The organism is Rhizobium sp. SL42, assembly GCF_021729845.1.
Classification (GTDB): Bacteria; Pseudomonadota; Alphaproteobacteria; order Rhizobiales; family Rhizobiaceae; genus Allorhizobium.
The window spans coordinates 3,328,581-3,352,938 of record NZ_CP063397.1 but is presented as its reverse complement, the minus strand read 5'-3'; the positions used below and the strand labels follow the sequence as shown (position 1 = coordinate 3,352,938).

25 protein-coding genes are annotated in these 24,358 nt (G+C 60.2%); 14 read left to right on the top strand and 11 right to left on the bottom strand.

Annotation, left to right across the window (positions count from 1 at the left end; translation table 11 throughout):
- Positions 1–12 precede the first annotated feature (12 nt).
- Positions 13–1,026, bottom strand: coding sequence for an AAA family ATPase (locus IM739_RS15835; RefSeq protein ID WP_237368654.1), 1,014 nt, complete (start codon positions 1,024–1,026; stop codon positions 13–15).
- Between the two features lie 158 nt (positions 1,027–1,184).
- Between IM739_RS15835 and IM739_RS15830 the strand changes: the two genes are divergently transcribed.
- Genes IM739_RS15830 through IM739_RS15820 form a run of 3 tightly spaced genes read left to right on the top strand, consistent with a single transcriptional unit; the run spans position 1,185 to position 3,690 of the window.
- Positions 1,185–1,808, top strand: a complete 624-nt coding sequence (locus IM739_RS15830) for a DUF1285 domain-containing protein (RefSeq protein ID WP_237368653.1) — start codon at positions 1,185–1,187, stop codon at positions 1,806–1,808.
- Positions 1,805–2,437 (top strand): CoA pyrophosphatase, encoded by a 633-nt coding sequence (locus IM739_RS15825; RefSeq protein ID WP_237368652.1) that lies wholly within the window; start codon positions 1,805–1,807, stop codon positions 2,435–2,437. The genes IM739_RS15830 and IM739_RS15825 overlap by 4 nt, the downstream gene beginning before the upstream one ends.
- Positions 2,434–3,690: a CCA tRNA nucleotidyltransferase gene (locus IM739_RS15820; RefSeq protein ID WP_237368651.1), complete on the top strand. Its 1,257-nt coding sequence runs from the start codon at positions 2,434–2,436 to the stop codon at positions 3,688–3,690. The genes IM739_RS15825 and IM739_RS15820 overlap by 4 nt, the downstream gene beginning before the upstream one ends.
- 41 nt (positions 3,691–3,731) lie before the next feature.
- Here the strand turns inward: IM739_RS15820 and IM739_RS15815 are convergent, their stop codons facing one another.
- The 3 genes from IM739_RS15815 to hemF all read right to left on the bottom strand — a co-directional run bounded on the left by IM739_RS15815 (position 3,732) and on the right by hemF (position 5,482).
- Positions 3,732–3,920 (bottom strand): DUF1059 domain-containing protein, encoded by a 189-nt coding sequence (locus IM739_RS15815; RefSeq protein ID WP_237368650.1) that lies wholly within the window; start codon positions 3,918–3,920, stop codon positions 3,732–3,734.
- A gap of 187 nt (positions 3,921–4,107) precedes the next feature.
- The gene (locus tag IM739_RS15810; protein WP_237368649.1) at positions 4,108–4,383 is read right to left on the bottom strand and encodes a hypothetical protein; all 276 of its coding nucleotides are present in this window, start codon (positions 4,381–4,383) and stop codon (positions 4,108–4,110) included.
- A 184-nt stretch (positions 4,384–4,567) separates the two neighbouring features.
- Positions 4,568–5,482: an oxygen-dependent coproporphyrinogen oxidase gene (gene hemF, locus IM739_RS15805; RefSeq protein ID WP_237368648.1), complete on the bottom strand. Its 915-nt coding sequence runs from the start codon at positions 5,480–5,482 to the stop codon at positions 4,568–4,570.
- A 137-nt stretch (positions 5,483–5,619) separates the two neighbouring features.
- Between hemF and IM739_RS15800 the strand changes: the two genes are divergently transcribed.
- A complete protein-coding gene (locus IM739_RS15800) occupies positions 5,620–5,880 on the top strand; it encodes a hypothetical protein (RefSeq protein WP_237368647.1) in 261 nt (86 codons plus the stop codon).
- 151 nt (positions 5,881–6,031) lie between these two features.
- Entirely contained in the window at positions 6,032–6,994 is a 963-nt protein-coding gene (locus IM739_RS15795) for a flagellin N-terminal helical domain-containing protein (protein ID WP_237368646.1), read from the top strand.
- 63 nt (positions 6,995–7,057) lie between these two features.
- On the opposite strand, the gene IM739_RS15790 is transcribed toward IM739_RS15795, so the two are convergent.
- Complete coding sequence (locus IM739_RS15790) at positions 7,058–8,419, bottom strand: cell envelope biogenesis protein OmpA (protein ID WP_237368645.1); 1,362 nt, start codon at positions 8,417–8,419, stop codon at positions 7,058–7,060.
- Between the two features lie 149 nt (positions 8,420–8,568).
- The gene (locus IM739_RS15785) at positions 8,569–9,027 is read right to left on the bottom strand and encodes a tRNA (cytidine(34)-2'-O)-methyltransferase (protein ID WP_237371090.1); all 459 of its coding nucleotides are present in this window, start codon (positions 9,025–9,027) and stop codon (positions 8,569–8,571) included.
- A gap of 385 nt (positions 9,028–9,412) precedes the next feature.
- On the opposite strand from IM739_RS15785, the gene IM739_RS15780 reads away from it, so the two are divergent.
- The 5 genes from IM739_RS15780 to IM739_RS15760 all read left to right on the top strand — a co-directional run bounded on the left by IM739_RS15780 (position 9,413) and on the right by IM739_RS15760 (position 16,479).
- Entirely contained in the window at positions 9,413–11,272 is a 1,860-nt protein-coding gene (locus IM739_RS15780) for an ABC transporter ATP-binding protein (RefSeq protein ID WP_237368644.1), read from the top strand.
- Positions 11,273–11,420: 148 nt separating this feature from the next.
- On the top strand, positions 11,421–11,903 hold the full coding sequence (locus IM739_RS15775) for a DMT family transporter (protein WP_237368643.1): 483 nt from the start codon (positions 11,421–11,423) through the stop codon (positions 11,901–11,903).
- A complete protein-coding gene (locus IM739_RS15770; RefSeq protein WP_237368642.1) occupies positions 11,900–12,322 on the top strand; it encodes a DMT family transporter in 423 nt (140 codons plus the stop codon). Before IM739_RS15775 ends, IM739_RS15770 begins: the two co-directional genes overlap by 4 nt.
- 237 nt (positions 12,323–12,559) lie before the next feature.
- Entirely contained in the window at positions 12,560–14,461 is a 1,902-nt protein-coding gene (locus tag IM739_RS15765; RefSeq protein ID WP_237368641.1) for a HAMP domain-containing methyl-accepting chemotaxis protein, read from the top strand.
- A 146-nt stretch (positions 14,462–14,607) separates the two neighbouring features.
- A complete protein-coding gene (locus IM739_RS15760; RefSeq protein ID WP_237368640.1) occupies positions 14,608–16,479 on the top strand; it encodes an ABC transporter ATP-binding protein in 1,872 nt (623 codons plus the stop codon).
- A 54-nt stretch (positions 16,480–16,533) separates the two neighbouring features.
- Here IM739_RS15760 and IM739_RS15755 read toward each other — a convergent pair whose 3' ends face one another.
- The gene (locus IM739_RS15755; protein WP_237368639.1) at positions 16,534–17,493 is read right to left on the bottom strand and encodes an endonuclease/exonuclease/phosphatase family protein; all 960 of its coding nucleotides are present in this window, start codon (positions 17,491–17,493) and stop codon (positions 16,534–16,536) included.
- 283 nt (positions 17,494–17,776) lie between these two features.
- Between IM739_RS15755 and petA the strand changes: the two genes are divergently transcribed.
- The 4 genes from petA to IM739_RS15735 all read left to right on the top strand — a co-directional run bounded on the left by petA (position 17,777) and on the right by IM739_RS15735 (position 21,286).
- A complete protein-coding gene (gene petA / locus IM739_RS15750; RefSeq protein WP_037075490.1) occupies positions 17,777–18,355 on the top strand; it encodes a ubiquinol-cytochrome c reductase iron-sulfur subunit in 579 nt (192 codons plus the stop codon).
- Between the two features lie 14 nt (positions 18,356–18,369).
- The gene (locus tag IM739_RS15745; protein ID WP_237368638.1) at positions 18,370–19,638 is read left to right on the top strand and encodes a cytochrome b; all 1,269 of its coding nucleotides are present in this window, start codon (positions 18,370–18,372) and stop codon (positions 19,636–19,638) included.
- A 26-nt stretch (positions 19,639–19,664) separates the two neighbouring features.
- Positions 19,665–20,549, top strand: a complete 885-nt coding sequence (locus tag IM739_RS15740) for a cytochrome c1 (protein ID WP_237368637.1) — start codon at positions 19,665–19,667, stop codon at positions 20,547–20,549.
- A 191-nt stretch (positions 20,550–20,740) separates the two neighbouring features.
- Positions 20,741–21,286 carry an adenine phosphoribosyltransferase gene (locus tag IM739_RS15735; RefSeq protein WP_007608340.1) on the top strand — a complete coding sequence of 182 codons (546 nt, stop codon included), beginning with the start codon at positions 20,741–20,743 and terminating at the stop codon, positions 21,284–21,286.
- Between the two features lie 70 nt (positions 21,287–21,356).
- Here IM739_RS15735 and IM739_RS15730 read toward each other — a convergent pair whose 3' ends face one another.
- The 4 genes from IM739_RS15730 to IM739_RS15715 all read right to left on the bottom strand — a co-directional run bounded on the left by IM739_RS15730 (position 21,357) and on the right by IM739_RS15715 (position 24,317).
- Positions 21,357–21,836 (bottom strand): glutathione peroxidase, encoded by a 480-nt coding sequence (locus tag IM739_RS15730; RefSeq protein ID WP_237368636.1) that lies wholly within the window; start codon positions 21,834–21,836, stop codon positions 21,357–21,359.
- On the bottom strand, positions 21,833–22,321 hold the full coding sequence (locus IM739_RS15725) for a MaoC family dehydratase (protein WP_237368635.1): 489 nt from the start codon (positions 22,319–22,321) through the stop codon (positions 21,833–21,835). Before IM739_RS15725 ends, IM739_RS15730 begins: the two co-directional genes overlap by 4 nt.
- Entirely contained in the window at positions 22,318–22,788 is a 471-nt protein-coding gene (locus IM739_RS15720) for a MaoC family dehydratase (RefSeq protein WP_237368634.1), read from the bottom strand. The genes IM739_RS15725 and IM739_RS15720 overlap by 4 nt, the downstream gene beginning before the upstream one ends.
- An 80-nt stretch (positions 22,789–22,868) precedes the next feature.
- Positions 22,869–24,317, bottom strand: coding sequence for a hypothetical protein (locus IM739_RS15715; protein ID WP_237368633.1), 1,449 nt, complete (start codon positions 24,315–24,317; stop codon positions 22,869–22,871).
- Between the last annotated feature and the right edge of the window lie 41 nt (positions 24,318–24,358).

Sequence of the window (24,358 nt, the reverse complement as noted above, 5' to 3'; positions counted from 1 at the left end):
GGCGATGCCTCCTTATGCCCGAAGGCTTTTGACGAGGCCGTCGATCACGTCGCGCACCGTCATGCCCTCGGCGCGGGCGGCGAATGTCAACGCCATGCGGTGTTCGAGCACCGGCTCCGCCAGCGCATGTACGTCATCGATGGACGGGGCGAGGCGGCCTTCATAGAGGGCGCGGGCGCGGGCGCAGAGCATCAAGGACTGGCCGGCGCGCGGACCCGGCCCCCAGGCAACGTTCTTGTCGGTTTCCGTATTGCCGTGGCCCGGGCGAGCTGAGCGCACCAGGGACAGGATGGCATCGACGACAGTATCGGACACCGGCATCTGGCGGATGAGCTTCTGGATTTCCAGCAGTCGCGCGCTATCGACGACGCTGGCGGCGCGGTTTTCGCTGACGCCTGTAGTCTCCAGCAGGATCTGACGCTCGGCGGCAAGCTCCGGATAGAGGACATCGACCTGCAGGAGGAAGCGGTCGAGCTGAGCTTCCGGTAGGGGATAGGTACCCTCCTGCTCCAGCGGATTCTGGGTGGCCAGAACGTGGAAGGGCGCCGGCAGCGGATATTCCTGGCCGGCAATGGTCACGTGATATTCCTGCATCGACTGCAGCAGGGCCGACTGGGTGCGCGGGCTGGCGCGATTGATCTCGTCTGCCATCAGCAACTGGGCGAATACCGGTCCCTTGACGAAGCGGAAGGAGCGACGGCCGTTCTCGTCCTGGTCCATGACTTCCGTGCCGAGGATGTCGGAGGGCATCAGGTCGGGGGTGAACTGGATGCGGTTGCCGTTGAGGCCAAGAACGGTGCCGAGCGTATTGACCAGCTTTGTCTTTGCGAGGCCCGGCACACCGACGAGCAGGGCATGGCCGCCGGACAGGATGGCGAGGAGCGTATTCTCGACAACCTTTTCCTGGCCGAAGATGACCTTGCCGACTTCGGCGCGGATATTGGCGATGTCGGCAAGCGCCCTTTCGGCGGCTTCGACCATCGCCTTGTCGTCCAGTGCGGCATCCGGATTTGGCATCATGCCCATGGTTAGCTCCAATTGGTTCGGCCTATTCCGGCGAATCGGGTGCGAACGCGATCCGCAGCGTCTGAAACTAACTTATTAGCGAACAAGCGGCTGACAAGCACGTTCCGAATGACTATCTCGTGACTGTGATAGCTTAGAGACGAAACCGGGACGCGATTATGGCAAGCGAAACGCTGAATGCGACGACGGATGCGGCGGGCTTGGCTGCGCTGATTTCGCGCGCGGCGGCGCAAACCGAGGGCGGGAAAGACGCTTTGCCGCCGGTCGAACGTTGGGAACCGCCGTTTTGCGGCGATCTCGATATGGAAATCCGCGCCGATGGGACCTGGTACTACATGGGCACACCGATCGGCAGGGCGCCTCTTGTGCGGCTGTTTTCCACGGTTCTGCGTAAGGACGAGGATGGGAAAACCTATCTTGTCACGCCTGTGGAAAAAGTTGGGATCCGCATCCAGGACGCACATTTTGTCGCCGTAGAGATGAGTGTCACCGAAAACGACGGTGCGCAGGTGCTGACGTTTCGCACCAATGTCGGCGATGTTGTCGAAGCTGGGGTCGAACAGCCGTTGCGGTTCGTGATCCATGGCGAGAACCACGAATTGAAACCTTACCTGCATGTCCGAGGGAGGCTCGAAGCCCTGGTGTCGCGCGCGGTGATGTATGAGCTGGTGGAAATGGGCGAAGTGCGCGAAATCGATGGACGCGCGATGTTCGTGATCTGCTCCGGTGGGGCTGTCTTTCCGGTGATGCCGGCGGATGAACTCGAACGGTTGTCGCGATGAACGGGTTCGAATTTTCGGCCGCGGATTTCCGCCGCCGGGCGCTGAACCAGGCCGGCGGGCCGGTCGATCAGGCATGGCGCGATCACGGCGACCATGTGCTGAACCTTGCCAGCGTCATCGAGATCGAAAGCCTGAAGCTCAAGGATGCCGCGGTCCTGGTGCCGATCATCGACGATGGTGACGAGGCGCGGCTGATCCTGACAAAACGCACGACGAAGCTGCGCAAGCATGCCGGACAGATCGCTTTTCCAGGTGGCGGTATCGACGAGACCGACATTTCCCCGGAACAGGCGGCGGTTCGCGAGGCGCATGAGGAGATCGGGCTCGAGCCGCGTTATGTCGAAACCGTCGGTCGGCTGCCGCAATATCTGGCCGGCACCGGATTTCGCATCGTGCCGGTGTTGGCGGTGGTGCAGCCCGGCTTCACGATTACCCCCAATCCCGCGGAAGTCGACAGCGTTTTCGAAGTGCCGTTGTCGTTCCTGATGAACCCGCAAAATCATCGCCAAGACAGCCGGGTCTGGCAGGGCGCCGTCCGCCATTTTTACGTGATGCCCTATGGCGAACGCCAGATCTGGGGCATTACCGCCGGTATCATCCGGACGCTATACGAAAGGCTTTATGCATGACCGATCTTTCACAGCAGGACTGGTTCCGGACACCGGCGCTCGGGCGGCTGTTCGGTTTGCTGAATGCCGATGGCGGCGAGGTTCGGGTTGCAGGCGGAGCCGTGCGCAACGGCCTGCTCGGACTGCCGGTCAGCGATATCGATCTGGCGACGACGCTTCAGCCGGAAGAGGTGGTTGCTCGCGCCAATGCCGCGGGCATCAAGGCTGTTCCGACGGGCATCGAGCATGGGACGGTGACACTGGTCATCGACGGCAAGGGCTACGAGGTGACGACGCTGCGGCGGGACGTCGAGACGGACGGACGGCGGGCGCAGGTCGCCTTCGGAGCCGACTGGCAGGAAGATGCCGAGCGCCGCGACCTGACGATCAACGGGCTCTATGCAGGGGCGGACGGGCAGGTCATCGACCTGGTCGGCGGGCTTGCCGATATCGAGACGCGCACAGTCCGCTTCATTGGCGACGCAGAGCAGCGGATCGCGGAAGACTATCTGCGCGTGCTGCGGTTCTTCCGCTTCTTTGCCTATTACGGCCATGGCCGTCCCGATGCGGCGGGGCTGAAAGCCTGCGCCAGGGCGCGCGACAAACTGAAGACGTTGTCGGCCGAGCGGGTCTGGAGCGAGACGAAGAAGCTGCTTTCGGCGCGGGATCCGGGCAGGGCGCTTTTGTGGATGCGCCAGTCTGGGGTATTGGGGGAGATCCTGCCGGAAACGGAAAAATGGGGCATCGACGCCATTCCCGGTCTGATTGCCGCCGAGCAGGCATTGGGCTGGACAATCGATCCGCTGCTGCGCCTGTCTGCGATCGTGCCGAAGGATGCAGCGCGGATCGCATCCATGGCAGAGCGGCTGAAGCTATCCAACGCGGAGGCTCAGGTTCTGGAGCGTTTCGCCAAGGCGCCGAAACCGTCGGAGACGACGACCGATGTGGCTTTTGATCGAGACCTCTACCATTTCGGCAAGGAAGGCATGATCGCCATGCTGAAGCTTGAACTAGCAGCGGCTCGCATGCAGGCCGATGGCGATGCAAAAGCGATGGCGCGAACCGGACGCCTCTCGGCGCTCCTGCAGCGCGCCGAGCGCTTTTCGAGACCCGTCCTGCCGGTGAAGGGCAGCGACGTACTTGCAGCGCAGGTTCCCCCCGGTCCAGCTGTCGGTGAGATCCTCGCCAAAGTCGAGGCCGGTTGGATTGCTTCCAACTTCACCCTGGACCGCGAAAAACTGCTTGCCCGCATAGCCGAGCTTACGAAAGGCTGACCCTCCCGGTCAGCGTTCCGTCGGCCCAGCATATCATTCTCTCAGCTGTCGACCTTATGTTCCGCGCGGATGCGTGCCTTGATGTTGTCGATCATGGCGGGACGTATGACGTCCTCGCCATGTGCTGCGCGCAGGTGCTCGACGGCACGGCGCACCACTTCAGCGTCTTCTTCTGCCCGGGTATGCCAATTGCAGCCCGGGACCAGGGTTCCACACTCAAAGCTTTTCATGGTTGCCTCCTCCGTTTTTGGCCAGGGCGCCTCAGCCCGATGATTCCAGCCAATTGAGGTGTAACGACCAAGCCGGTCGTTTGTTCATGCCAGATGATAAAAAGCCGCCCGTGTCGAGCACGGGCGGGATGCAGGCGGTGGTTGGTGGATCGTCCGTTATTTTCTGTGTGCAGGTTGTGCCGCTGTGTCAGTCGGGCATCGCCCAGGCATGAAAAACCGATTGCGCAGCAGTTTTCTGCTGCTTGCGACCGGCACTCTCGATATCGTTGGCGATCATCTGATCCGCCAGATCGATGCCGCCCAGACCAAGTCGGACCTGTTCGACGAAATAGGAATGTGGAAGATCGACATCGCTTGATGCTCGCAGGCGTTCCGCCAGGCGGTCGATCAACTCGGGCGCGTCAATTGCACGGGCGGCGGTTTCACTCACTGCGGGAATGGTTGCAGTACCTGACTGGGCCATCGCATTCTCCTCCTCGAAACTGCGTGAGGCCGCAGAATGAGCAAGGATGCGGTTGAATGCAATGATTTCCGTCAAGCATTCGCGGTGCTTGCGCTAAGCTTCCGTTATTTTAGCATATTCTTTATCCACTGCTGCCGACAGGAGCAGTGGATAACCTGTATCCGGGCTTGCCATTGCGTTCTTGCTATGGCCAGCGGACCACCGGTGGCATGGACGAAAGAATCGATTCGACATTGCCGCCGGTTTTCAGGCCGAAGATCGTGCCGCGATCGTGGAGCAGGTTGAACTCCACGTAACGTCCCCTGCGGATCAGCTGCTCGTCGCGGTCCTCTTCCGTCCAAGGCGTATTGAAATTGCCGCGGACGATCTTGGGGTAGACAAGGTTGAAGGCGCGGCCGACATCTTGGACAAAGGCGAAGTTCGCATCCCAGCCGCCCTTTTGGTCCTGCGGATAGAGCCAGTCGAAGAAGATGCCGCCGACGCCGCGTGGTTCGTTGCGATGCTTGAGGAAAAAGTATTCGTCACACCACGCCTTGTAGGCTTCATAGTCGGCAATATCGGAGTGGCGATGGCAGGCGATTTCCATCGCCCGGTGGAAGAGGCGGGTGTCCGGGTCTTCCTGCGTGCGTCGACGGTCAAGCACCGGCGTCAGGTCGGCACCGCCGCCGAACCATTGGCTGGAGGTCACAACCATCCGGGTATTCATGTGCACCGCCGGCACATTCGGATTGACCGGGTGGGCAATCAACGAAATCCCGGAGGCCCAGAACCGCGGATCCTCTTCTGCGCCTGGCATCTGCTTGCGGAACTCGGGCGAGAACTCGCCATGGACGGTGGATGTGTGGACGCCGACCTTCTCGAAGACACGGCCTTCCATCATCGACATGCGGCCACCGCCGCCCTCGCCATTTTCGCGCAGCCAGTCCTTGGGCGCAAAGCGGCCAGGCTTTCTATCGGATAGCGGACCGGCCAACTCGTCTTCAATCGCCTCGAAGGACGAACAGATCGTATCGCGCAGGCTTTCGAACCAGGCGCGGGCCACAATCTTTTTGTCCTCGATGTCGGCTGGAAGGCCTTTCGGCAGGTCCGGTCGCTCCATGATTTTCCTCGTTGCGTGCTCATGCGTCGATTAGCAGTTCCAGATAGGACCGACCATATTGATGCGGAACCGTCCCCGGAAAATCGACTCGCCAATCGCCCTGTGGCGCACTAATGTCATGTCATGCGAGGTATGTCATGACGAGAATACCCGGTCCGCCACCGTTTAACGGCCTGAAAAAACGCATCGCCGACCATCGTTCCGTGGTTTCTGGTGGCAGGAGCGGACATTTCGTCCGCGAGACCTTTTGCCTCACCCGTGACGAAGCCCGCGCCAAGGCGCGCGAATGGTTCGATGCCTTCCCCAAGGCTGCCTACTGGACCGAAGTGGAAAGCTGGCGCCAGCTCGACGGCGACCAGATCGAGTTCACCATGCGCCGGCTGCCATCTGCCGATTAGCGGCATGCTGCGCGGAATTTGAGAATTCGCTCGAATTCTAATGATTGGCTCAATCGAACAACAAGCCCTTGTTGGCATCCTGTGTCGTGAGGACGGCCGTGCATGATGCACGCGGCCCGGTTCGACATGATATGCGACACAAGGTTTCTCGATGACTTCGGTATCCTTCAATTCCACATCCGCAAGTGCGCTTGCGATGTTGACTGGTTCGACATCCGCGCTTGAGCGCACGCAACGTCAGGCGGCGAACGGGCGGGAAGTCGGGGAGGCGGCAGACAATGCCGCATATTGGTCCATCGCCACGACGATGAAGGCGAGCAGCCTCTCGATGTCTAGCGTCGAGGACGCGAACGGTCTGGCGGCCGCCCTGACGGATACGGCAGCCGTCGGTATCAGTGAAGCCACCAGTCTTGTCGCGCAGATCCAGTCGAAGCTGGTGCTCGCCACCGCCGTCGGATCGAACAAGCAAGCAATCAATTCCGAAATCAGCCAGTTGAAGGACCAGTTGACCACGGTTGTCGAAAGCAGTGCCTTCAACGGCCAGAACTGGCTGAAGGTGGAGGCGGGGGCTCAGCCTAAGGTTTCCTCCATGGTGGCATCGGTGACGGGCACCGGCGGCCAGGGAGACCTGTCGATCAACATGATCGACTTCGATACCGCAAAATCAACGCTGATCTCTGGCGAGAATGCCGCCGATGGAACGCTGACCCGTTCCTATTCCGGCATGACTAGATCCGGTGCTCTCTACGACTATCATCTGCTGGATGCGAATTCAGTCGTGCCCAATGCTGCGACCTCGAAAGAAATCAGGCTCGATAGCCAGACGAGTTTTGCGGAGCTGGAGGGCATGGTCTCCACGCTGAACCGGGTCATGGCCGATATGGTCAGCGCGGGCGCCGAGATCGGCACAACGCGCAATCGCGTTTCCGCCAACATGGATTTCATGCAGGATCTACAGGATGTCACGCAGAGCGGGATCGGTCGTCTGGTCGATGCGGACCTGAATGAGCAGTCTGTGTTGCTGGCGGCGCAGTTGGCGGCTCAGCAGCTTCAAACAACCTCGCTCAACATTGCCAACAATTCCATGGGGAATTCGCTGAAGCTGTTTCTCTGACCTCGCAAGGACCTGAGACGACAACAGCCCGCTGTACGGCGGGCTGTTGATGCGATGATGGTCTCAGTGCTTCGGTGGCGAGCGCTTCGATTTTGTCCGTGCTGATGAAATCCTTGCCGGTGCCGTCGGTTTGGCGGTCGGTGCCGGGTTGGTGGCTTTCGCTGGCGTTGCGATCTCCGTCTTTACGATCTCTGGCGTTACCATCACTGGTGTTGCCAATACCGGGCTCGTTTCCGGTTCCATCGGTACGGGACCGGCTTCGCTGACAACCGGGAACGGCGGTTCGGCGTAGGCAAGCGCGTGCGGCACGTCGTCGTCCGCTTGCACATCGGGCATGAGTGCTACGGTCGGCGCTGTCTCGGCGGACGCCAGTGGCGCAAGTTCGATCGGAGCGGGTTCGTCGTCTGGTACGGCAGGCGCCGCCTGCGTCTCAGCCTCGACCACCTGCGGCTCGATCTCCTTCAGTTCAGCAGCCGAGGGCGAAGCCGCGCCGAGGATGTCTTTCAGAACTTTCGTGACCTGCAGGGCTCCGGCGATATCTGTATTGGTCGAATGGCCGCAGAGCGGAACGCGAATGTCGGTCTTGATCTTCGGCCTCGAATTGATCTCGCCAAACCAATCCAGTTCGCCCACCACGTCGACCACGTCGGTGAAGATCTCCGGCATCTTGATGCGACCGCCAAAGGTGACGATGCGCGCCTTGTTGGCAAGCGTTTCCAGTCGCGCCGGTGCCGTCTCGGTCATGGACTGGAGTGCGTCGGCCAGAACGCGATTGCCGCGCGAGTGACCGGCGAGCAGGCTGAACGAAAATTCCGGGTCGGCCAGCAACGTGGCTACCGTGTCGGTGTCCAATCCGGTACTGCGGACGCTTTCTGTGTCCGCATCGCGTTTGCCATAGGCGCCGAGTTTCGGCCGGCCGACAAGATCGTCAATGACTTCGAGATTGCTGCGGACGTGGCCGAGCCAACCGAAGAAGAAAGCGCCGCCGATCGCCTCGTTGACGATGTCGCCAAGGCCATAGCCAGAAACGACGGCGGCTACCGGTGCATCGATCGCGTTGGCAACGTTGCGGGCAAAGGCGGCGGCGCCGATCGCGGAACCGCCAATGCCGGCGACGGCAAGCGCGTGAACGTTACGGCCGCCGCGCAGGCGGTATTCCTCGACGCTGTCGCAAATTGTCAGCATGCCCTGATCGGCCGGTGGCACGATCATGATCAGGCCTTCGGAGGCCAGCGCATCGCTGATATAGAAGGTCTCCTCGGCTGACAGCGACTTGACGTCGTAGAACAATGCGTCGAGCCCGGTGTTGCGCATGCGCCAGGGCTCCAGCGCTGCATTGCGCGCCGGCCGGCGCTGCAGCCGTTCCGGCGTGCTGAAGGTTCGGGCGAACTGGGTCAAACTCAGGGCGAATGCTGTCTCGAACATTTCCATCTCCCGTTTTTGCTGCGCTGCAACATAGACCGTTTCAGATGAATTAGCAATTGCAGTTGTATTGCTGCGCGCCATCGCTTTCTTCCGGATCGAAGCTAGCGGATCGGGACGGCGGGTTCCTTGACGATTGCCTTTTCCCGCTCCTAAAGCGCGATCTGGCGCAAAGCTTCGCCAGTAATCATTGCCGCCGACATGGCAACATTGATGGAGCGCTGGCCCTCGACCATGGGGATGATGACACGTGCATCCGCCATGTCGTGAACGTGATCCGGCACGCCGGCACTTTCTCGACCGAACAGCAATATGTCGTCCGGCTGGTAGGAAAAGCCGGTATAGGCTTCCGCGGCCCTGGTCGATGCAAGCACGAGGCGGCGGTTTTCGCTGCGTCGCCACTGGTCGAACTGCTCCCAGTTGACGTGCCGCGTCATGGCGACGCTGGCGAGATAGTCCATGCCGGCGCGTTTCAGGTTCTTGTCCGACAGCACGAAGCCGGCCGGCTCGATGATGTCGACTTTCAATCCCAGGCAGGCGGCAAGGCGCAGGATTGTGCCGGTATTGCCGGGGATGTCCGGTTGGAAAAGGGCGATGCGGAGCGCTGTCATGACGCGGGTTCTACGCCAGCCCATGATGGCCTTCAAGCAGCAGTTGACACGCTTCAACCCTCTGGTTGTTGTCGGTCTGCAACAGTTGTAGCGGAATGCCCTGGCAAGTGTCATTCGACGCTTTGCAAGCGTGTCGGAGGTGATTACAACAAGATCATCTGAAACACGCACAAGGGAGGGCCATCGATGGATTTTTTCGGTTTGAAGCCAGTGCCCCACCTGCTTGCCAACCCCGGCAGACCTGCGTGACGGCGAAACCTTCGCCATCGAATTTCCCAAACTGATTCATCTTGCGGCCCTATGTGGCCTCAAACATTGACATTTCGCACAGTCGCGACACGTCCCGATGACATGTCCGCTCGCGCGGCTCTTCATGGAGTTTCTCATGTTCTCGTGGTTTGAAAACCGCTTGAATGCCTATCCTTCGGATGCGCCGTCATTGCCGCCGAAGGGGCTGTTTGCCTTTTGCTGGCACTACACCAAGCCCGCATGGCCTTGGCTGCTGCTCCTTGGGCTTTGTTCGCTGCTGATCGCGGTGGGCGAAGTGTTCCTCTACCAGTTCCTCGGCAATATCGTCGACTGGCTGTCGAATGCCGACCGCACGACGTTCCTTGAAAACGAGGGTTCGCGGCTGATCGCCATGGGCGCGCTGGTGCTGGTCGGCTTGCCGCTCGTCGGCATTATCCACTCGATCACGATGCACCAGGTTCTGGCGGGCAATTTCCCGATGATCGCGCGCTGGCAGATGCACCGCTTCCTGCTGCGTCATTCGATGACCTTCTTCGCCAACGAGTTTGCCGGACGGGTCTCGACCAAGGTGATGCAGACGGCCTTGTCGATCCGGGAATCGACGATGAAGGTCATCGACGTCTTCGTCTATGCCACCAGCTTCTTCGTCTCGATGCTGGCCCTCGTGGCGGCCGTCGACTGGCGCCTGGTTCTGCCGCTCGCCGCGTGGATCGTCATCTACGTGCTGATCCTGCGCTTCTTCATCCCGAAGCTGCGCAAACTGTCCAGCGAACAGGCGGATGCGCGCTCGATGATGACTGGCCGGATCGTCGACAGCTATACCAATATTGCGACGGTAAAGCTGTTTTCCCATGCCGGCCGCGAGGAGAGCTATGCCAAGGAAGGCATGAATGCCTTTCTCGATACCGTGCATCGCCAGATGCGGCAGATCACGCTGCTCAACGTCGCCGTCGACATCAACAATGCCTTTGTGCTGTTTTCGATCTCGGCGCTCAGCATCTGGTTCTGGCTCGACGGCGTGGTGTCGGTCGGGGCGATCGCGATCGCCATCGGCCTTGCCATGCGCATCAACGGCATGTCGCAATGGATCATGTGGGAAGTGGCGGCGCTGTTTGAAAACATCGGCACCGTCTATGACGGCATGGGCATGATGACCACGGCGCATGACATTGTCGACGTGCCGTCGGCCAAGGCCCTTACTGCTCCGAGGGGCGAGATCGTCTATGACGGCGTGGGTTTCCACTACGGCAAGCGCAACGGCGTGATCGAGGATTTTGCTCTGACCATCAAGGCGGGCGAAAAGGTCGGCCTGGTCGGTCGTTCCGGCGCCGGCAAGACAACGCTGGTCAACCTTCTGCTGCGTTTCTACGACCTGGAAAAGGGGCGCATCCTTGTGGACGGGCAGGATATTTCCCAGGTTTCGCAAGACAGCCTGCGGTCTCTGGTCGGTGTTGTCACCCAGGATACCTCATTGCTGCACCGCTCGATCCGCGACAATATCGCCTATGGCCGGCCGGATGCCACGGATGTCGAGGTGATCGATGCGGCACGCCGCGCCAATGCCTGGGACTTCATCCAGACGCTGGCCGATCAGCAGGGCAGGACAGGGCTTGATGCCCATGTCGGCGAACGCGGTGTGAAGCTGTCCGGTGGCCAGCGCCAGCGGATCGCGATCGCACGCGTCTTCCTCAAGGATGCGCCAGTTCTGGTGCTCGACGAGGCGACGTCGGCGCTCGATTCGGAAGTCGAGGCGGCGATCCAGGAAAGCCTGTTCAAGCTGATCGAGGACAAGACGGTGATCGCGATCGCACATCGCCTGTCGACCCTGACCCAGATGGATCGGCTGATCGTGCTCGACAAGGGGCGGATCATCGAAAGTGGTTCTCACCAGGAACTGGTGGCGCTGGGCGGGGTGTATGCCGACCTCTGGAACCGCCAGTCCGGCGGCTTCCTGGCAGCCGAGGACGGCGACGAAACCGACGAGGCGGCGGAGTAATACCGCCGTTTCCCCCTTACTGCCGCAACGCGTCGCCATTCATCCGGCGGCGCGTTCGAGTTTTTCTGCACCCGGATCAGGAAATGTCGATTGGCATTGCCTGTCCGCATGCTTATTCGGGTGCTAAACGCACTCCGAAATCAATGAAATGGCGAAGCCGATGCGGCAATATCTCGACTGGATCTGGGCGGCCGTTGCTGGGGGCATGCTGGCGGTGATGGTCACGTTGAACAGCGGGCTTGCCAGCTATTCAACCCCGTTCATCGCCTCCTGGGTCGTGCACGGCGTCGGGGCAGTCGTGGCGGTCTTGCTCTTGCAGGCTACCCGGGTCTGGTCTTCGAAACCGGCTGACCCGGCCATCAATGCCGGCAAACCGCCACGCTGGTCCTATTTCGGCGGAGCGCCGGGCGCGCTTGCCGTTGCGCTGGGGTCCATCGCGGTCAATTCCAGCCTTGCCCTGGCCGGTGCACTGTCGCTGATGCTTGTCGGGCAGATCCTGTTCAGTCTCCTTTCCGACCTGTGGGGCTGGTTCGGTACCCCCAAACGCCCGCTCAACCGTTTCGACCTGCTGGCCGCCTTGCTCGTCACGATGGGCAGCGCGCTGGTGATCTATTCGGGAGGCGCGTCATGATCGGCTATATTTTGATCGCGCTTTCTGCCGGCGCCTTCGTCGGCATGTCGCGCTCGATCAACGGCCGCCTCGGCATGGATCGCGGTGCGTTCAGAGCATCGTTCTGGAACCACCTGAGTGGCTTCCTGCTACTCACCGTGTTCGTGTTGCTGTTCGAACGCGGCAATTTCCACACTCTTGGACTCGCGCCGGGCTGGGCGTTTACCGGCGGCATCATCGGGGCGGGTTTTGTCGCCGTCAGTTCCTATGTGTTTCCGCGCATCGGCGCTGCCCGTTCGGCGCTGTTGATCATCGGCGGGCAGATGATCGCCGGGCTGCTGATCGACCAGTTGCAGGTTGCATCGGGTCTTCATGTCGGTCAGGTGATCGGCGTGATGCTGATCCTGCTTGGAATCTACCTGACGCGTTTCTCGCGATAGGAGCAGACTGGACGGCGCAGGATTGCCCGGCACTCTTCTTCTTGAGGCCCACAGGCTCACCCTGACCGAAGCGGCATGAGGCAGTTCCGTCGCTCGTTTGATTTTCGCAATATTCTAATTTTACAATGACTTATGGTGGCTGCGCAGTGCTGGACTTCGCCATCCGAGGTAATTTTTTCTTTAGTTTAAGCTGCCAAGACAGGGCGATATCCATCAAGCTCAGATTGCGGTTTTCAGATGTTCAGCAAAGTCAAAATCAAATTCCTCATACCGGCGCTTTTTGCGCTCGTCGTCGTTCTCCTCCTGCTGCAGGGCGTGCTGGGGATGCGCTCCGTATCCGAGCTCAACGCTCAGGCCGAGAAGCTGGGAGACCGGATGGAGCAATCGCTGATGACGGCAAATCTGGACAGGCTCTTGTCCGAAGTGCGCCGGCTTTACCTGATGACGCTGACCGCCAGCAATGCCGCAGACCAGAAGCGGACGCTTGAGCAGTTGCAAAGCAAGGTCGCGGAGCGCGCAGACGCTTTCAAGGCATTCAGCGACAGGATTTCCGACCCGTCGACGAAGGCGAGCATGGACAAGCTGAACGCAGTCCTGTCCACGTATGATGCGCTGGGCGAAAAGTTCGTCACCGTGTTCAAGGCGTCGCGCGTCTATGAAGCAAAGGCCATCATCGCGGAGATGATTCCGATTGGTGGCGAGGCCGGCACTATCATGCAGGACATGATCAACGAAATCGGCGCCAGGAGCCATGACGATCAGAAGGCCGCAGCGCTTGCAGCCGAGTTCGCCTACATCACCACCATCGGCGCCATTGTGCTTGCTGCTGTGGTTGCTGCCGGTGCGGCATTGCTGAGCCTCGTCCGCGTCACGCGCCCGATCGGCGCGATTACCCACTCGATGAACATGCTTGCGTCCGGCAATAACGAGATTTCGATACCGCATACGGATCGTCATGACGAAATCGGCGAAATGGCCGCTGCCGTTTCCGTGTTCCGCGACAATGCCGTCGCACGCGAGCGGCTGGAACTGGAAACCGAAAACAATCGCTCCATCAGCGAAAGCGAGCGCCTTGCCCGGGAGGAACACAATGCTCGTGCCGCCGCCGACGTCTCGTTTGCTGTCGAGAGTATTGCGCGTGGCCTGAAGGGTCTGTCCGATGGCGACATGACATTCCGTCTGGACATTCCGTTTGCCGGCCAGCTTGAGCCACTGCGTGCCAATTTCAACGAGTCGGTGGCAAAACTGCAATCTGTGCTGCAGTCCGTCGGCGAGAATGCCCGGATGATCGATGCCGGCGCCAATGAGATCCGTTCCGCCGCCAATGATCTGTCCCGCCGGACCGAGCAGCAGGCTGCGTCCGTCGAGGAAACCGCCGCTGCGCTGGAGCAAGTGACCACCGCAGTGAAGGATTCAGCCAACCGCGCCGGCGAGGCGGGCAAGCTGGTGGAACAGACCCGCCACGGCGCCGAGCGCTCGGGTGAGATCGTGGATCAGGCGGTCAATGCGATGGAGGCGATCGAGAAGTCGTCGAGCGAGATCGGCAACATCATCGGCGTGATCGACGATATCGCCTTCCAGACCAACCTTCTGGCGCTGAATGCCGGGGTCGAAGCGGCTCGTGCCGGCGAGGCGGGCAAGGGCTTTGCCGTTGTGGCGCAGGAAGTGCGCGAACTGGCCCAGCGCTCGGCAAAGGCGGCGCGGGAAATCAAGGCATTGATCATCGCATCCGGCGAGAAGGTCCGCGATGGCGTCGATCTGGTCGGCCAGACCGGCAAGGCATTGCAGTCGATCGTGACGGAGGTTCAACAGATCAACAACAACGTCGCCTCCATCGCGGTATCGGCACGCGAACAGTCGACCGGTCTTTCCGAGATCAATATGTCGGTGAACGAGATGGACCAGGGTACACAGCAGAATGCGGCGATGGTCGAACAGACGACGGCCGCCAGCCACAGCCTTGCAGCACAGGCGGCCGCGCTCAACGCCTTGCTGGCGCAGTTCAGGCTGGGCGAGGGGCGCGCAGATCTCCATGCCGCGACATCGGCCTCGCGTCCTGTTGCTTCACCGGCGCGTGCGATGAACGATAGGCTGGCTTCTGCTTTCGGCGGTGCAGCCACGGCTGCCCGGCGGCGTTGACGACCGCCTGATCGGGCGCAGTCCCGGCAAACACCTGGTGGTTCGGCGGCTTCGGCCGCCGTTGCCGTTTTTGCGCTGTCGATATTACGCAAATGTAATGGCCGGCTTGCTTTGCCTGACGGTCGAAACCGCCTATATCGCATTGCATGTTTAATTCTGTTGCTCGTCTCTTCGAAAATTGGCTCGATCCTTTTTCCCGCGTGGACAATTTGCGTCCGCCGGAGAAGACGTGGGCGTTCGTCTGGTTCTATGTCAGCCAGGCGAAGCTTGCTTTCCTGCTCATGGCGGTATTCGGCGGTTCGATCGCAGTGCTGGAGGCCGGCCTGTTCTGGTTTGTCGGCCGGTTGGTCGATGTGCTCGATACCGTGCCCAGGGATGCCGGATGGGAGGGGTTGATCGCGGCCCATGGTGGCGAGCTTGCCGCCATGGCTCTGGTCATGCTCGCCGGTCGATTCATCGTCGTGACGATCGGTGCGCTGGTAGAAGAACAGGTGATCGTCCTCAACTTCTTCAATCTGGTGCGCTGGCAGGCCTATGCGCATGTCGCGCGGCAATCGCTTTCGTTCTTTCAGAATGATTTTGCCGGACGCATCGTCACCAAGGTGTGGTCCGCAGGTCAGTCGACCGGGGATCTGCTGACCTCGCTGCTGCAGGTGGTCTGGTTCATGGTGATCTACACGATCTCGACCATGGCCCTGGTTGCGCAGCTCGACTGGCGGCTGTCGGCAGTCATCGGCGCCTGGATCGCGATCTTCCTCGTGCTTGCGCGCCTGTTCGTCCCGCGCATCCGTTATCACGCCAAGGAATCGGCCGAAGCATCGTCGATGTTGAATGGACGTCTGGTGGACAGCTATTCCAATATCCAGACGCTGAAGCTGTTCGGCAAGGAGCGGCAGAACGACCACTATATCAAGGCGGGCTTTGATCGTTTCCAGGACACGCTGAGGCCCTTTGCGCGACTTCTGACGGGCGTCCGGGCCTCGCTTGCCATCCTGTCCGGGGTGATGATCGTGATGGTCGCTGCAATTTCGATCGATCTGTGGTTTTCCGGCGCGATCACCGGCGGCGGGGTCGCGTTCACGCTCGGCCTCGTGCTGCGGCTCAACATGCTGCTCGGCCGGATGATGACGCAGCTCAACAGCATCATGCGCAATATCGGCACGATCCAGAATTCCGCCGAGCTGATCGCCAAGCCTATCGACCTTACCGACCGCGCCGGCGCTACGGCGCTGAGGGTCGTGTCGCCCGAGATCCGCTTCGAGGATTTGAGCTTTCACTATGGCCGCAAGAAGGGCGTGATCGATCATCTGACGCTGACCATTGCGCCGGGCGAAAAGGTTGGCATCGTCGGCCGTTCCGGGGCCGGGAAGTCGACCCTCGTCAATCTTCTCCTGCGTTTCTACGACGTCGAGGGCGGCCGCATCATGATCGACGGCCAGGATATCTCGACGGTAACGCAGGAGAGCCTGCGGTCGCAGATCGGCATGGTAACGCAGGATACGGCGCTGCTGCACCGCTCGATCCGCGACAATATCGTATTCGGACGCGAAGACGCGTCGGACGAGCAGCTGCTGAAAGCAGCGGACAGGGCCGAGGCGCTCGATTTTATCCAGCGGCTGGAGGACCAACGCGGACGCAAGGCTTTCGATGCGCATGTCGGCGAGCGCGGGGTGAAACTTTCGGGTGGGCAGCGCCAGCGGGTCGCGATTGCCCGTGTGATGCTGAAGGATGCACCGATCCTCGTTCTGGACGAGGCGACGTCGGCGCTCGATTCGGAAGTCGAAGCGGCGATCCAGTCCAACCTCGACAAGCTGATGCAGGGGAAGACGGTCCTGGCCATAGCCCACCGGCTATCGACCATTGCCGCGCTGGATCGCCTCGTCGTGATGGACAAGGGCCGGATCATCGAACAGGGCACACATTCCGATCTTGTTGCGCGGGGCGGGCTCTATTCGGAGCTCTGGGCACGGCAATCCGGCGGTTTCCTCGATACCAAGGGTGTTGTCGAGCAGGCCTGATGCGTGCCTGCCATAACGTGCGCGGGGAAAATCGCTGGCAGCGACACGTCGCGATCAGCTGTCGGGCTGGGGTTCACCGATCAGTGCCACGTCGGCCACAAGGCCGAAATGGTTTGAGCCATAGCTCTCGTCGAGGCGCTTGAGCGACAGTGGCGCGAACTCCTTGCCGATGAAGATGTGATCGATCGCAATCCCGGCCATGCCGGCTTCGATCGGCCAGGTCGCGGGTTCTAGGCCGACTTTGCGCAGGCCGGAGCGGCGCAAAAAACGTTGCATGTCCGGCGCGATGCTGTCCGAATTGAAATCGCCGGCCAAGATGACACTGCCCTTGGCGTCGTTCAGTCCCAGGATGAGGTTGTCCAGTTCGATGCTGTGATAATCGTCGAAATACGGTTTCGACAGGTGGGCCGCGAGAAGGCTGATCTTGCGGCCGGCAACCTCGATCTCGATTTCGGCAAAGCGGTCGGCGCGCAGATCGCTGAGTTCGTCGTAACGGCCGGCCCGGATTGGATGCTTGGACAGCATCATCAGGTCACAGGTCGGGGTCTCGATGCCGCAGCCGATGCGGTAGGGGTAGGTTTCGCCGAGCCGGTCGAGCTGGCCAAAAAGCGGATTGGCCTCCATGATGTAGACCACATCCGCTTGCGACCCCTGGATCATGTCGGCGATATTTGCGGCATTCTCGACATTGTCGTTGAGGATGTTGAAGCTGAGGATGCGCAGGCGAGGGGCGTTGGCGATGGCTTCAGCCGGCAAGGGGCTGGCGATGAATTCGCGCTTCATCCACAGGCTGTGGCCGATCAGGGCGAGGCAGCTTGCCAGCAAGATCCATGCATAGGCGCCGCGTTTTACCAGGAGACAGAGGAGGATGCCGGCAAGAACGATCAGGCTGATCTGCAGCTGCAGGCTGAAAAAGAAGGAAAACAACCAAAGCTCGGTCACGTAGCGCATGCCGAGCGCCGCCAGCGCCAATGTCAGCAGGACGCAAAAAACGCAATAGATATTGTCTCTCATGCCCGACCCCGTCATCCGGGCTCGGCCGGAGGCACCCGACCATGCTCGAAAAAAGGCGGGCTTGCAAGAACCGTCCGCTTCATCCAACCTCATGGCGACACGTCACATTTTATTCCGCGACATAGTGGCTCCTTCCCCCTGCGGAGACTGGACAGAATGGATTATCAAGCTTAGAACGCGCCAATCTGGGGGGAATCTATGGCTGGACTATGTCTGCTTTATGATTCCCGCTGCGGGGGCAGAATGCGGTGTGTCGCAGGATTGCGAAGAGGATAATTTGACCGTGAGCGAACACGAGACCAATGCACAACATGCGGCCGAACCTACGCGCCGTGACTTTCTCTACATGGTGACCGGTATGGCCGGCGCGGTTGGTGCAGCCGCCGTCGCATGGCCATTTATTGATCAGATGCGTCCGGACGCCTCCACCCTTGCGCTCGCTTCGATCGAGGTCGACGTGGCCGCGCTTGAGCCTGGCATGTCGTTGACGGTGAAGTGGCGCGGCAAGCCGGTGTTCATCCGCAACCGCACGGCCAAGGAAGTCGAGGAAGCCAATCAGGTTGCCCTTGCCGACCTCAAGGATCCGATTGCCCGTAACGCCAATGTCGATGCTGCCGCTGACGCAACCGACCTTGCTCGCTCTGCAGGCGAAGGCAAGGAAAACTGGATCGTCATGATCGGTTCCTGCACCCATCTCGGTTGCGTGCCGCTTGGCCAGGCCGGTGATTTCGGCGGATGGTTCTGTCCCTGCCACGGCTCGCACTACGATACAGCGGGCCGTATCCGGAAAGGTCCGGCGCCGATGAATCTGGCTATTCCGACCTTCGGATTCGTGTCCGATTCTGTGATCAAGATCGGTTGAGGGGATAAGAGAATATGAGTGGTCCTTCCAGTTACCAGCCGTCGACCGGCGTCGAAAAATGGATTGATGCGCGCCTTCCTTTGCCGCGCATGGTCTATGACAGCTTCGTCGCCTATCCGGTTCCCCGCAATCTGAACTATGCCTATACCTTCGGTGCGATGCTGGCCGTCATGCTGGTGGTGCAGATCCTGACCGGTGTCGTTCTGGCCATGCACTATTCCGCGCATGTCTCGGTGGCATTCGAGTCGGTCGAGAAGATCATGCGCGACGTCAACCACGGTTGGCTGTTGCGCTACATGCACGCCAACGGCGCGTCGTTCTTCTTCATCGCCGTCTACCTGCACATTGCCCGTGGTCTGTATTACGGCTCCTACAAGGCTCCACGCGAAATCCTTTGGATCCTCGGCGTGGTCATCTTCCTGCTGATGATGGCGACCGCCTTCATGGGCTACGTCCTGCCCTGGGGCCAGATGTCCTTCTGGGGCGCGACCGTCATCACCGGCTTCTTCACCGCGTTTCCGGGTGTTGGCGAATGGATCCAGCAGTTCCTGCTCGGCGGCTTTGCCGTTGACAACCCGACGCTGAACCGTTTCTTCGCGCTGCATTACCTTCTGCCGTTCATGATCGTCGGCGTCGTCATCCTGCACGTCTGGGCGCTGCACGTGACGGGCCAGACCAACCCGACCGGCGTCGAAGTCAAGTCGAAGACGGATACCGTGCCGTTCACGCCTTACGCGACCCTCAAGGATGCCTTCGGCGTTTCCGTCTTCCTGATCGCCTATGCCTGGTTTGTCTTCTACATGCCGAACTTCCTCGGCCATCCGGACAACTACATCCCGGCTGATGCGCTGAAGACCCCGGCTCACATCGTTCCGGAATGGTACTTCCTGCCGTTCTACGCGATGCTTCGCGCGATCACCTTCAATGTCGGCCCGATCGATTCCAAGCTGGGTGGCGTTCTGGTGATGTTCGGCGCGATCATCGTGCTGTTCTTCCTGCCCTGGCTCGACACGTCGAAGGTTCGTTCGGCCGTCTACCGTCCCTGGTACAAGCTGTTCTTCTGGCTGTTCGTGGCTAACTCGATCGTCCTCGGCTGGCTTGGCGCCATGCCGGCGGAAGGCATGTATGTCGTCATGTCGCAGATCGGCACCGCTTACTACTTCGGCTTCTTCCTGGTCATCATGCCACTGCTCGGCCTGTTCGAAACGCCGCGTCGCATTCCGAACTCGATCACCGAAGACGTGCTCGAAAAGAGCGGCAAATCTGCCGCGGCCAAAGCCTAAGTGCGCGAGAGAGGGAAAGTAGAACAATGAAAAAGCTTTTCACGAGCATCGCGCTGATTGCTGCCATGGCCGGATTTTCCGGCATGGCCCTCGCCGCCGAAGAGGGTGATCTTGCCCATCTGGTCGAACATGCGGCCAAGTCGGGTCACTATCCTATCCTGAAGCCCGAGCAGGTCGACTGGTCGTTCGCTGGTCCGTTCGGAAAGTATGACAAGGGCCAACTTCAGCGCGGCCTCAAGGTCTACACCGAAGTCTGTGCCGCCTGTCACTCGATGAACCTTGTGTCCTTCCGGACGCTGGAGGGCCTTGGCTATTCGGAAGAACAGGTCAAAGCCTTCGCTGCGAACTACGAAGTGCAGGACGGTCCCAACGCCGATGGTGAAATGTTTACCCGCAAGGCCGTGCCTTCGGATCACTTCCCGTCGCCGTTCCCGAACCACGAAGCGGCTGCGGCTGCCAACAACGGTGCAGCGCCTCCGGACTTCTCGCTGATCGCCAAGGCGCGCGGCGTGACGCGTGGTTTCCCGCAGTTCGTCTGGGACATGATCCCGGTCATCGGCGGTTACCAGGAAGGCGGCCCGGATTACATCCATGCGCTGTTGACCGGCTACCAGGAGCCGCCAGAGGGCGTTGTGATTGCCGAAGGCACGCACTTCAATCCGCATTTCATCGCCGGCCAGGCGCTCGCCATGGCGCAGCCGATCAGCGATGGTCAGGTGACCTATGACGACGGCGCGCCGCAGACGCTCGACCAGTACTCCCAGGACGTCGCTGCATTCCTGATGTGGGCTGCCGAGCCGCATCTGGAAGACCGCAAGCGCATGGGTTTCATGGTCATGATCTTCCTGTTCATCTTCTCGGCCCTGATCTATCTGACCAAGAAGTCGGTCTACGCGAACAAGGAACACTGATCGTCTGCTGACGATCTGGTGAAACAGGCGGGACCTTGCGGTCCCGCCTTTTTTTGTTGGGGCCTGTTTGCCTGATGGTGTCCCGACGAGCCTGCCAGCCGTTCGCCTCGTTCTGCCCATCGGCTGGAGGGGTGGACAAGCCGTTCTCGAAAGGCCAATTTGCCGCCACCTCCCACAGGCCATGGAAACCAATGAGCTCCGAAGTGCAGAATTACCTCGTCGATTCCATCCGTTCGATCCCGGACTATCCGAAGCCGGGCATCATGTTCCGCGACATCACGACATTGCTCGGCAATGCGCGGGCATTTCGCCGGGCAGTCGATGAACTGGTGCAGCCATATGTCGGGCTGAAGATCGACAAGATTGCCGGTATGGAGGCGCGCGGCTTCATCCTCGGCGGCGCCGTCGCGCATCAGCTTTCGGCCGGTTTCGTGCCGATCCGCAAGAAGGGCAAGCTGCCGCACGAGACGGTGAGCATCGCCTATAGCCTGGAATATGGCGTCGACGAGATGGAGATCCATCGCGACGCGATCCAGCCGGGGGAGAAGGTCATCCTGGTGGACGACCTGATCGCCACAGGCGGAACGGCCGTCGGCGCGGTACAGCTGCTGCGCCAGATCGGTGCGGACGTCGTCTCGGCCTGCTTCGTCATCGACCTGCCTGACCTTGGCGGGCGCAAGAAGCTCGAGGCACTTGGCGTCGAAGTGCGCACGCTGGTCGAATTCTCCGGCCATTGATGTGACAGCGCCGACCGGCTCAATCCGGTCGGTCGAATGCCTTGCCTCGGCGCAGGCGTGCGGCTGGTTCTCAGCCGGCCAGCGCCTTGGCGATATCCGCCTTGATATCTTCCGGTGCGGTGCGCGGCGAGAAGCGGGCGATCGGATTGCCGTCACGACCGATCAGGAACTTGGCGAAGTTCCAGGCAATATCGGCGCCCTGTTCCTGCCCCGGGGTCGCGGCTTTCAAATAGGCATAGAGCGGGTCGGCACCTTCGCCGTTGACCTCGATTTTGGTGAAGAGCGGGAACGTGACGGCAAAGCTCGTCTCGCAGAACAGAGCGATTTCCTTTTCCGTTCCAGGCTCCTGGCCACCAAACTGGTTGCACGGGAAGCCGAGCACGACGAGATCATCCTTGAAGGCCTGTTGCAGTGCTTCCAGGCCGCTGTATTGCGGCGTCAGGCCACAGGCGCTGGCGGTATTGACGATCAGGACAAGCTTGCTGGCATAGTCGGACAGATTGCGCACTTCGCCTTCGATGTCGCGGACGGTGAACTGGTAGATGCTCATGCTGGCAAATCCTCGGGTTCCGGAAGTTCAATGATATTGCTTTTGAAGCGCAGGACAGGCTCACCCTTCTGGTTGATGCCTTCACAGAGCGCCGAAATGACCATGTAGCCCTTTGTGCCGGGCATGCGGCGGGTCTCGATCGGGGTCATGAAATAGGTGACCGTGTCGCCGGCATAGACCGGTTTCAACCATTGCAGTTCGGAAAATCCAGGCGAGGGGCCAAGCCGGGGGGCTTCTGTCCCGGCGGCCGCCAACCGCGTTGTTTCGGCATCCCAGAAAGCGACGAAGTTCTTCATCCAGCCGGCGCATGTGTGCCAGCCCGAAGCGCAGAGGCCGCCGAAGACATAGGACTTCGCCGCTTCGGCGTCGATATGGAAGGGCTGCGGATCGAATGTGCTGGCGAAACGGATGATATCGTCGGCGGCGAAGGTCAGCGAACCGAGTTCCAGGCGGGTGCCGGCAGGATAGAGGTCGAGCATCTTCATGCGGAAACCTCTTCGACCTGGCGACGACGCAACATGATCGCATTTCTGGCCGACAGGACCAGCTGACCCCGCTGGTTGGTCAATTCATGTTGAAAGGTCACAATGCCCAGATGGGGCCGCGATCGCATCAGGCGGGCCGTCTCGACCGTGGAGTGGCCATTCAGCGTGTCTCCGGCCAGCACCGGCTTGCGCCATTGCATCAAATCGATGCCGGGCGCACCTTCGGAGGCCGAACGCAGCACGTAGCTGTCGATCATCATGCGCATGAAGAGACTGCTCGTGTGCCATCCCGACGCGGAGAGGCCGCCGAGAATGCTGGCGCGGCCTGCCTCTTCCGACAGATGCATCGGCTGCGGGTCGAACTCACGGGCGAATGCGATGATTTCATCTGCCGCAATGGTCTTTGGGGCGAAGTCGAAACGCCTCCCGGGCGTGAAATCCTCGTAGTGAAGCTTGACGTCCGGCATGTATGACTTCCCGTTAGTTCATGACTGTACAGTTTCTTTAGCCCGTCTTCGGCTTCTGGTCCATCGCCGAAGGTCGCTTGCTATGGTCTGGTGCGCGGTGGGGTGAAGTCGTGGCCGTTGACGGTGAGACGGCCATCCTCAGCTATCGCGAGATCCCAGTAGATCCATCCGTTTCCCGCTTTGCCGGCGAATCCCTTTGCCATCAGAGCGAAAAAGGCTGCCTCCCCAAGTTGCGGATTGACCTTGGCGTGTTTCTGGAAATGGGTGATCAAGGGGTCGAGGCTTGGTGTAATGACGCGAAGTTCCAATTTCGGCAAACTGTCGCCAATTCTGTAGGTTGCGTTGCCGAACATGCGGACGCTGTAAAGTTCGGAATTGAACTTTAGTTCTTCCACCTTGACCGGAATCACGTCGTTGGGGACCAAGTAGGAGGTAGCGCGGTTCCGTTGATAAGTGTTCAGCAGGAACGGTGTCGCGAAGTCGACGGTGCTGAAATAGTAGCGCCACGCATTTTGGACGTTGATCCCGCCAACCGACATGTCAACCGTGATCGTGTCGGGAATGAGCGCCGCATAACTTGGCTGCAATTGCCCGGCCGTGTCCGTGTCCTCGAGCTTGAGCTTGATGTCGAGGTTGGAGAGCCGGGTGAGATCTTTCCACACGACATCGTAGTCGATGCTCCCTATGCCGAAATTGAACTCGGGTTGCCCTAAGCGCGTGTTCTCCGCTCGGCCCTGCATGTCGATCTGTGTCGCTACAGGCATCAGCATACGGATTTCTTCTCGCAGGCTGCCTGCGATGGCGGCCGGAGGTTTGCCGTCCTGCGCCTGCTTAAGCCAAGCGGCAAACAGGTCCTGGATCGCGCGATAGGGCAGTGACTTTATGGTGGTGGTCGACTCGATCCTGTCGACGTCCATCGATTCCAAGTTTTCTTTATCTCGGCGCCCGAGTTCCACCGACGTTGAAACCAGATCCAATCGTCCATTCTCGACGTTGCTTGTCGATTGTGTGATTGTCCACTTGTCGGCAGTCCTGTGACTTGACTTGGTGGGGGTCTGTAAGTCCACAACGAGGTTTGTCATTTCGGATTCTGCCGTCTTAAGATACCTGAGTTCTGGCTCGGCAATAGCGGAACTCTTCAAGGAGTCGATGCGCGCATAGAAGGATAAGGGCCCTTGAGGCTTAGCGATATTTCCCTTGATGGAGAGGGTTTCTTCCTGTTCGATTTTGAAGGAGCCGTCAGGCAGAGGCTCTAAGCGTGACGTAAGTGGTGTGGCGCCTTCGGCTCTCAGGCCAATTCCCCTCAACAGTTCCAGCAGGCGTGGCGTATCGAAGACGACGTCGAAGCCATTGTCCACCGGCATCGTATGGAAGAGGCCTAACAGTTCCCCCTTAAACGGAAAGATCGCGTTGATCTTAGTCTGGATCGATGCTGCGGTCACCGACTTGGTTGATTGCGCGTGGGAAGGCGACAGAGAAACGGCCGCCAGGAAGGCGACCGTCGATAGGAGCATCAGTCTGCAATTCATAGTCTTCTCCCGAATCACGCCATGGGTAGGTTGTGTAGGGA

Bases quoted from the DNA above. Each gene is read 5' to 3' on its own strand.
- IM739_RS15765 (WP_237368641.1), top strand. From the start codon at position 12,560: ATGTTCAGCAAAGTCAAAATCAAATTCCTCATACCGGCGCTTTTTGCG.
- IM739_RS15825 (WP_237368652.1), top strand. From the start codon at position 1,805: ATGAACGGGTTCGAATTTTCGGCCGCGGATTTCCGCCGCCGGGCGCTG.
- IM739_RS15830 (WP_237368653.1), top strand. From the start codon at position 1,185: ATGGCAAGCGAAACGCTGAATGCGACGACGGATGCGGCGGGCTTGGCT.
- IM739_RS15745 (WP_237368638.1), top strand. From the start codon at position 18,370: ATGAGTGGTCCTTCCAGTTACCAGCCGTCGACCGGCGTCGAAAAATGG.
- IM739_RS15835 (WP_237368654.1), bottom strand. From the start codon at position 1,026: ATGGGCATGATGCCAAATCCGGATGCCGCACTGGACGACAAGGCGATG.
- IM739_RS15810 (WP_237368649.1), bottom strand. From the start codon at position 4,383: ATGGCCCAGTCAGGTACTGCAACCATTCCCGCAGTGAGTGAAACCGCC.
- IM739_RS15785 (WP_237371090.1), bottom strand. From the start codon at position 9,027: ATGACAGCGCTCCGCATCGCCCTTTTCCAACCGGACATCCCCGGCAAT.
- IM739_RS15730 (WP_237368636.1), bottom strand. From the start codon at position 21,836: ATGAGCATCTACCAGTTCACCGTCCGCGACATCGAAGGCGAAGTGCGC.
- IM739_RS15735 (WP_007608340.1), top strand. From the start codon at position 20,741: ATGAGCTCCGAAGTGCAGAATTACCTCGTCGATTCCATCCGTTCGATC.
- IM739_RS15780 (WP_237368644.1), top strand. From the start codon at position 9,413: ATGTTCTCGTGGTTTGAAAACCGCTTGAATGCCTATCCTTCGGATGCG.
- IM739_RS15755 (WP_237368639.1), bottom strand. From the start codon at position 17,493: ATGAGAGACAATATCTATTGCGTTTTTTGCGTCCTGCTGACATTGGCG.
- hemF (WP_237368648.1), bottom strand. From the start codon at position 5,482: ATGGAGCGACCGGACCTGCCGAAAGGCCTTCCAGCCGACATCGAGGAC.
- IM739_RS15795 (WP_237368646.1), top strand. From the start codon at position 6,032: ATGACTTCGGTATCCTTCAATTCCACATCCGCAAGTGCGCTTGCGATG.
- IM739_RS15760 (WP_237368640.1), top strand. From the start codon at position 14,608: ATGTTTAATTCTGTTGCTCGTCTCTTCGAAAATTGGCTCGATCCTTTT.
- IM739_RS15820 (WP_237368651.1), top strand. From the start codon at position 2,434: ATGACCGATCTTTCACAGCAGGACTGGTTCCGGACACCGGCGCTCGGG.
- IM739_RS15720 (WP_237368634.1), bottom strand. From the start codon at position 22,788: ATGCCGGACGTCAAGCTTCACTACGAGGATTTCACGCCCGGGAGGCGT.
- IM739_RS15715 (WP_237368633.1), bottom strand. From the start codon at position 24,317: ATGAATTGCAGACTGATGCTCCTATCGACGGTCGCCTTCCTGGCGGCC.
- IM739_RS15725 (WP_237368635.1), bottom strand. From the start codon at position 22,321: ATGAAGATGCTCGACCTCTATCCTGCCGGCACCCGCCTGGAACTCGGT.
- IM739_RS15775 (WP_237368643.1), top strand. From the start codon at position 11,421: ATGGCGAAGCCGATGCGGCAATATCTCGACTGGATCTGGGCGGCCGTT.
- IM739_RS15800 (WP_237368647.1), top strand. From the start codon at position 5,620: ATGACGAGAATACCCGGTCCGCCACCGTTTAACGGCCTGAAAAAACGC.
- IM739_RS15740 (WP_237368637.1), top strand. From the start codon at position 19,665: ATGAAAAAGCTTTTCACGAGCATCGCGCTGATTGCTGCCATGGCCGGA.
- IM739_RS15790 (WP_237368645.1), bottom strand. From the start codon at position 8,419: ATGTTCGAGACAGCATTCGCCCTGAGTTTGACCCAGTTCGCCCGAACC.
- IM739_RS15770 (WP_237368642.1), top strand. From the start codon at position 11,900: ATGATCGGCTATATTTTGATCGCGCTTTCTGCCGGCGCCTTCGTCGGC.
- IM739_RS15815 (WP_237368650.1), bottom strand. From the start codon at position 3,920: ATGAAAAGCTTTGAGTGTGGAACCCTGGTCCCGGGCTGCAATTGGCAT.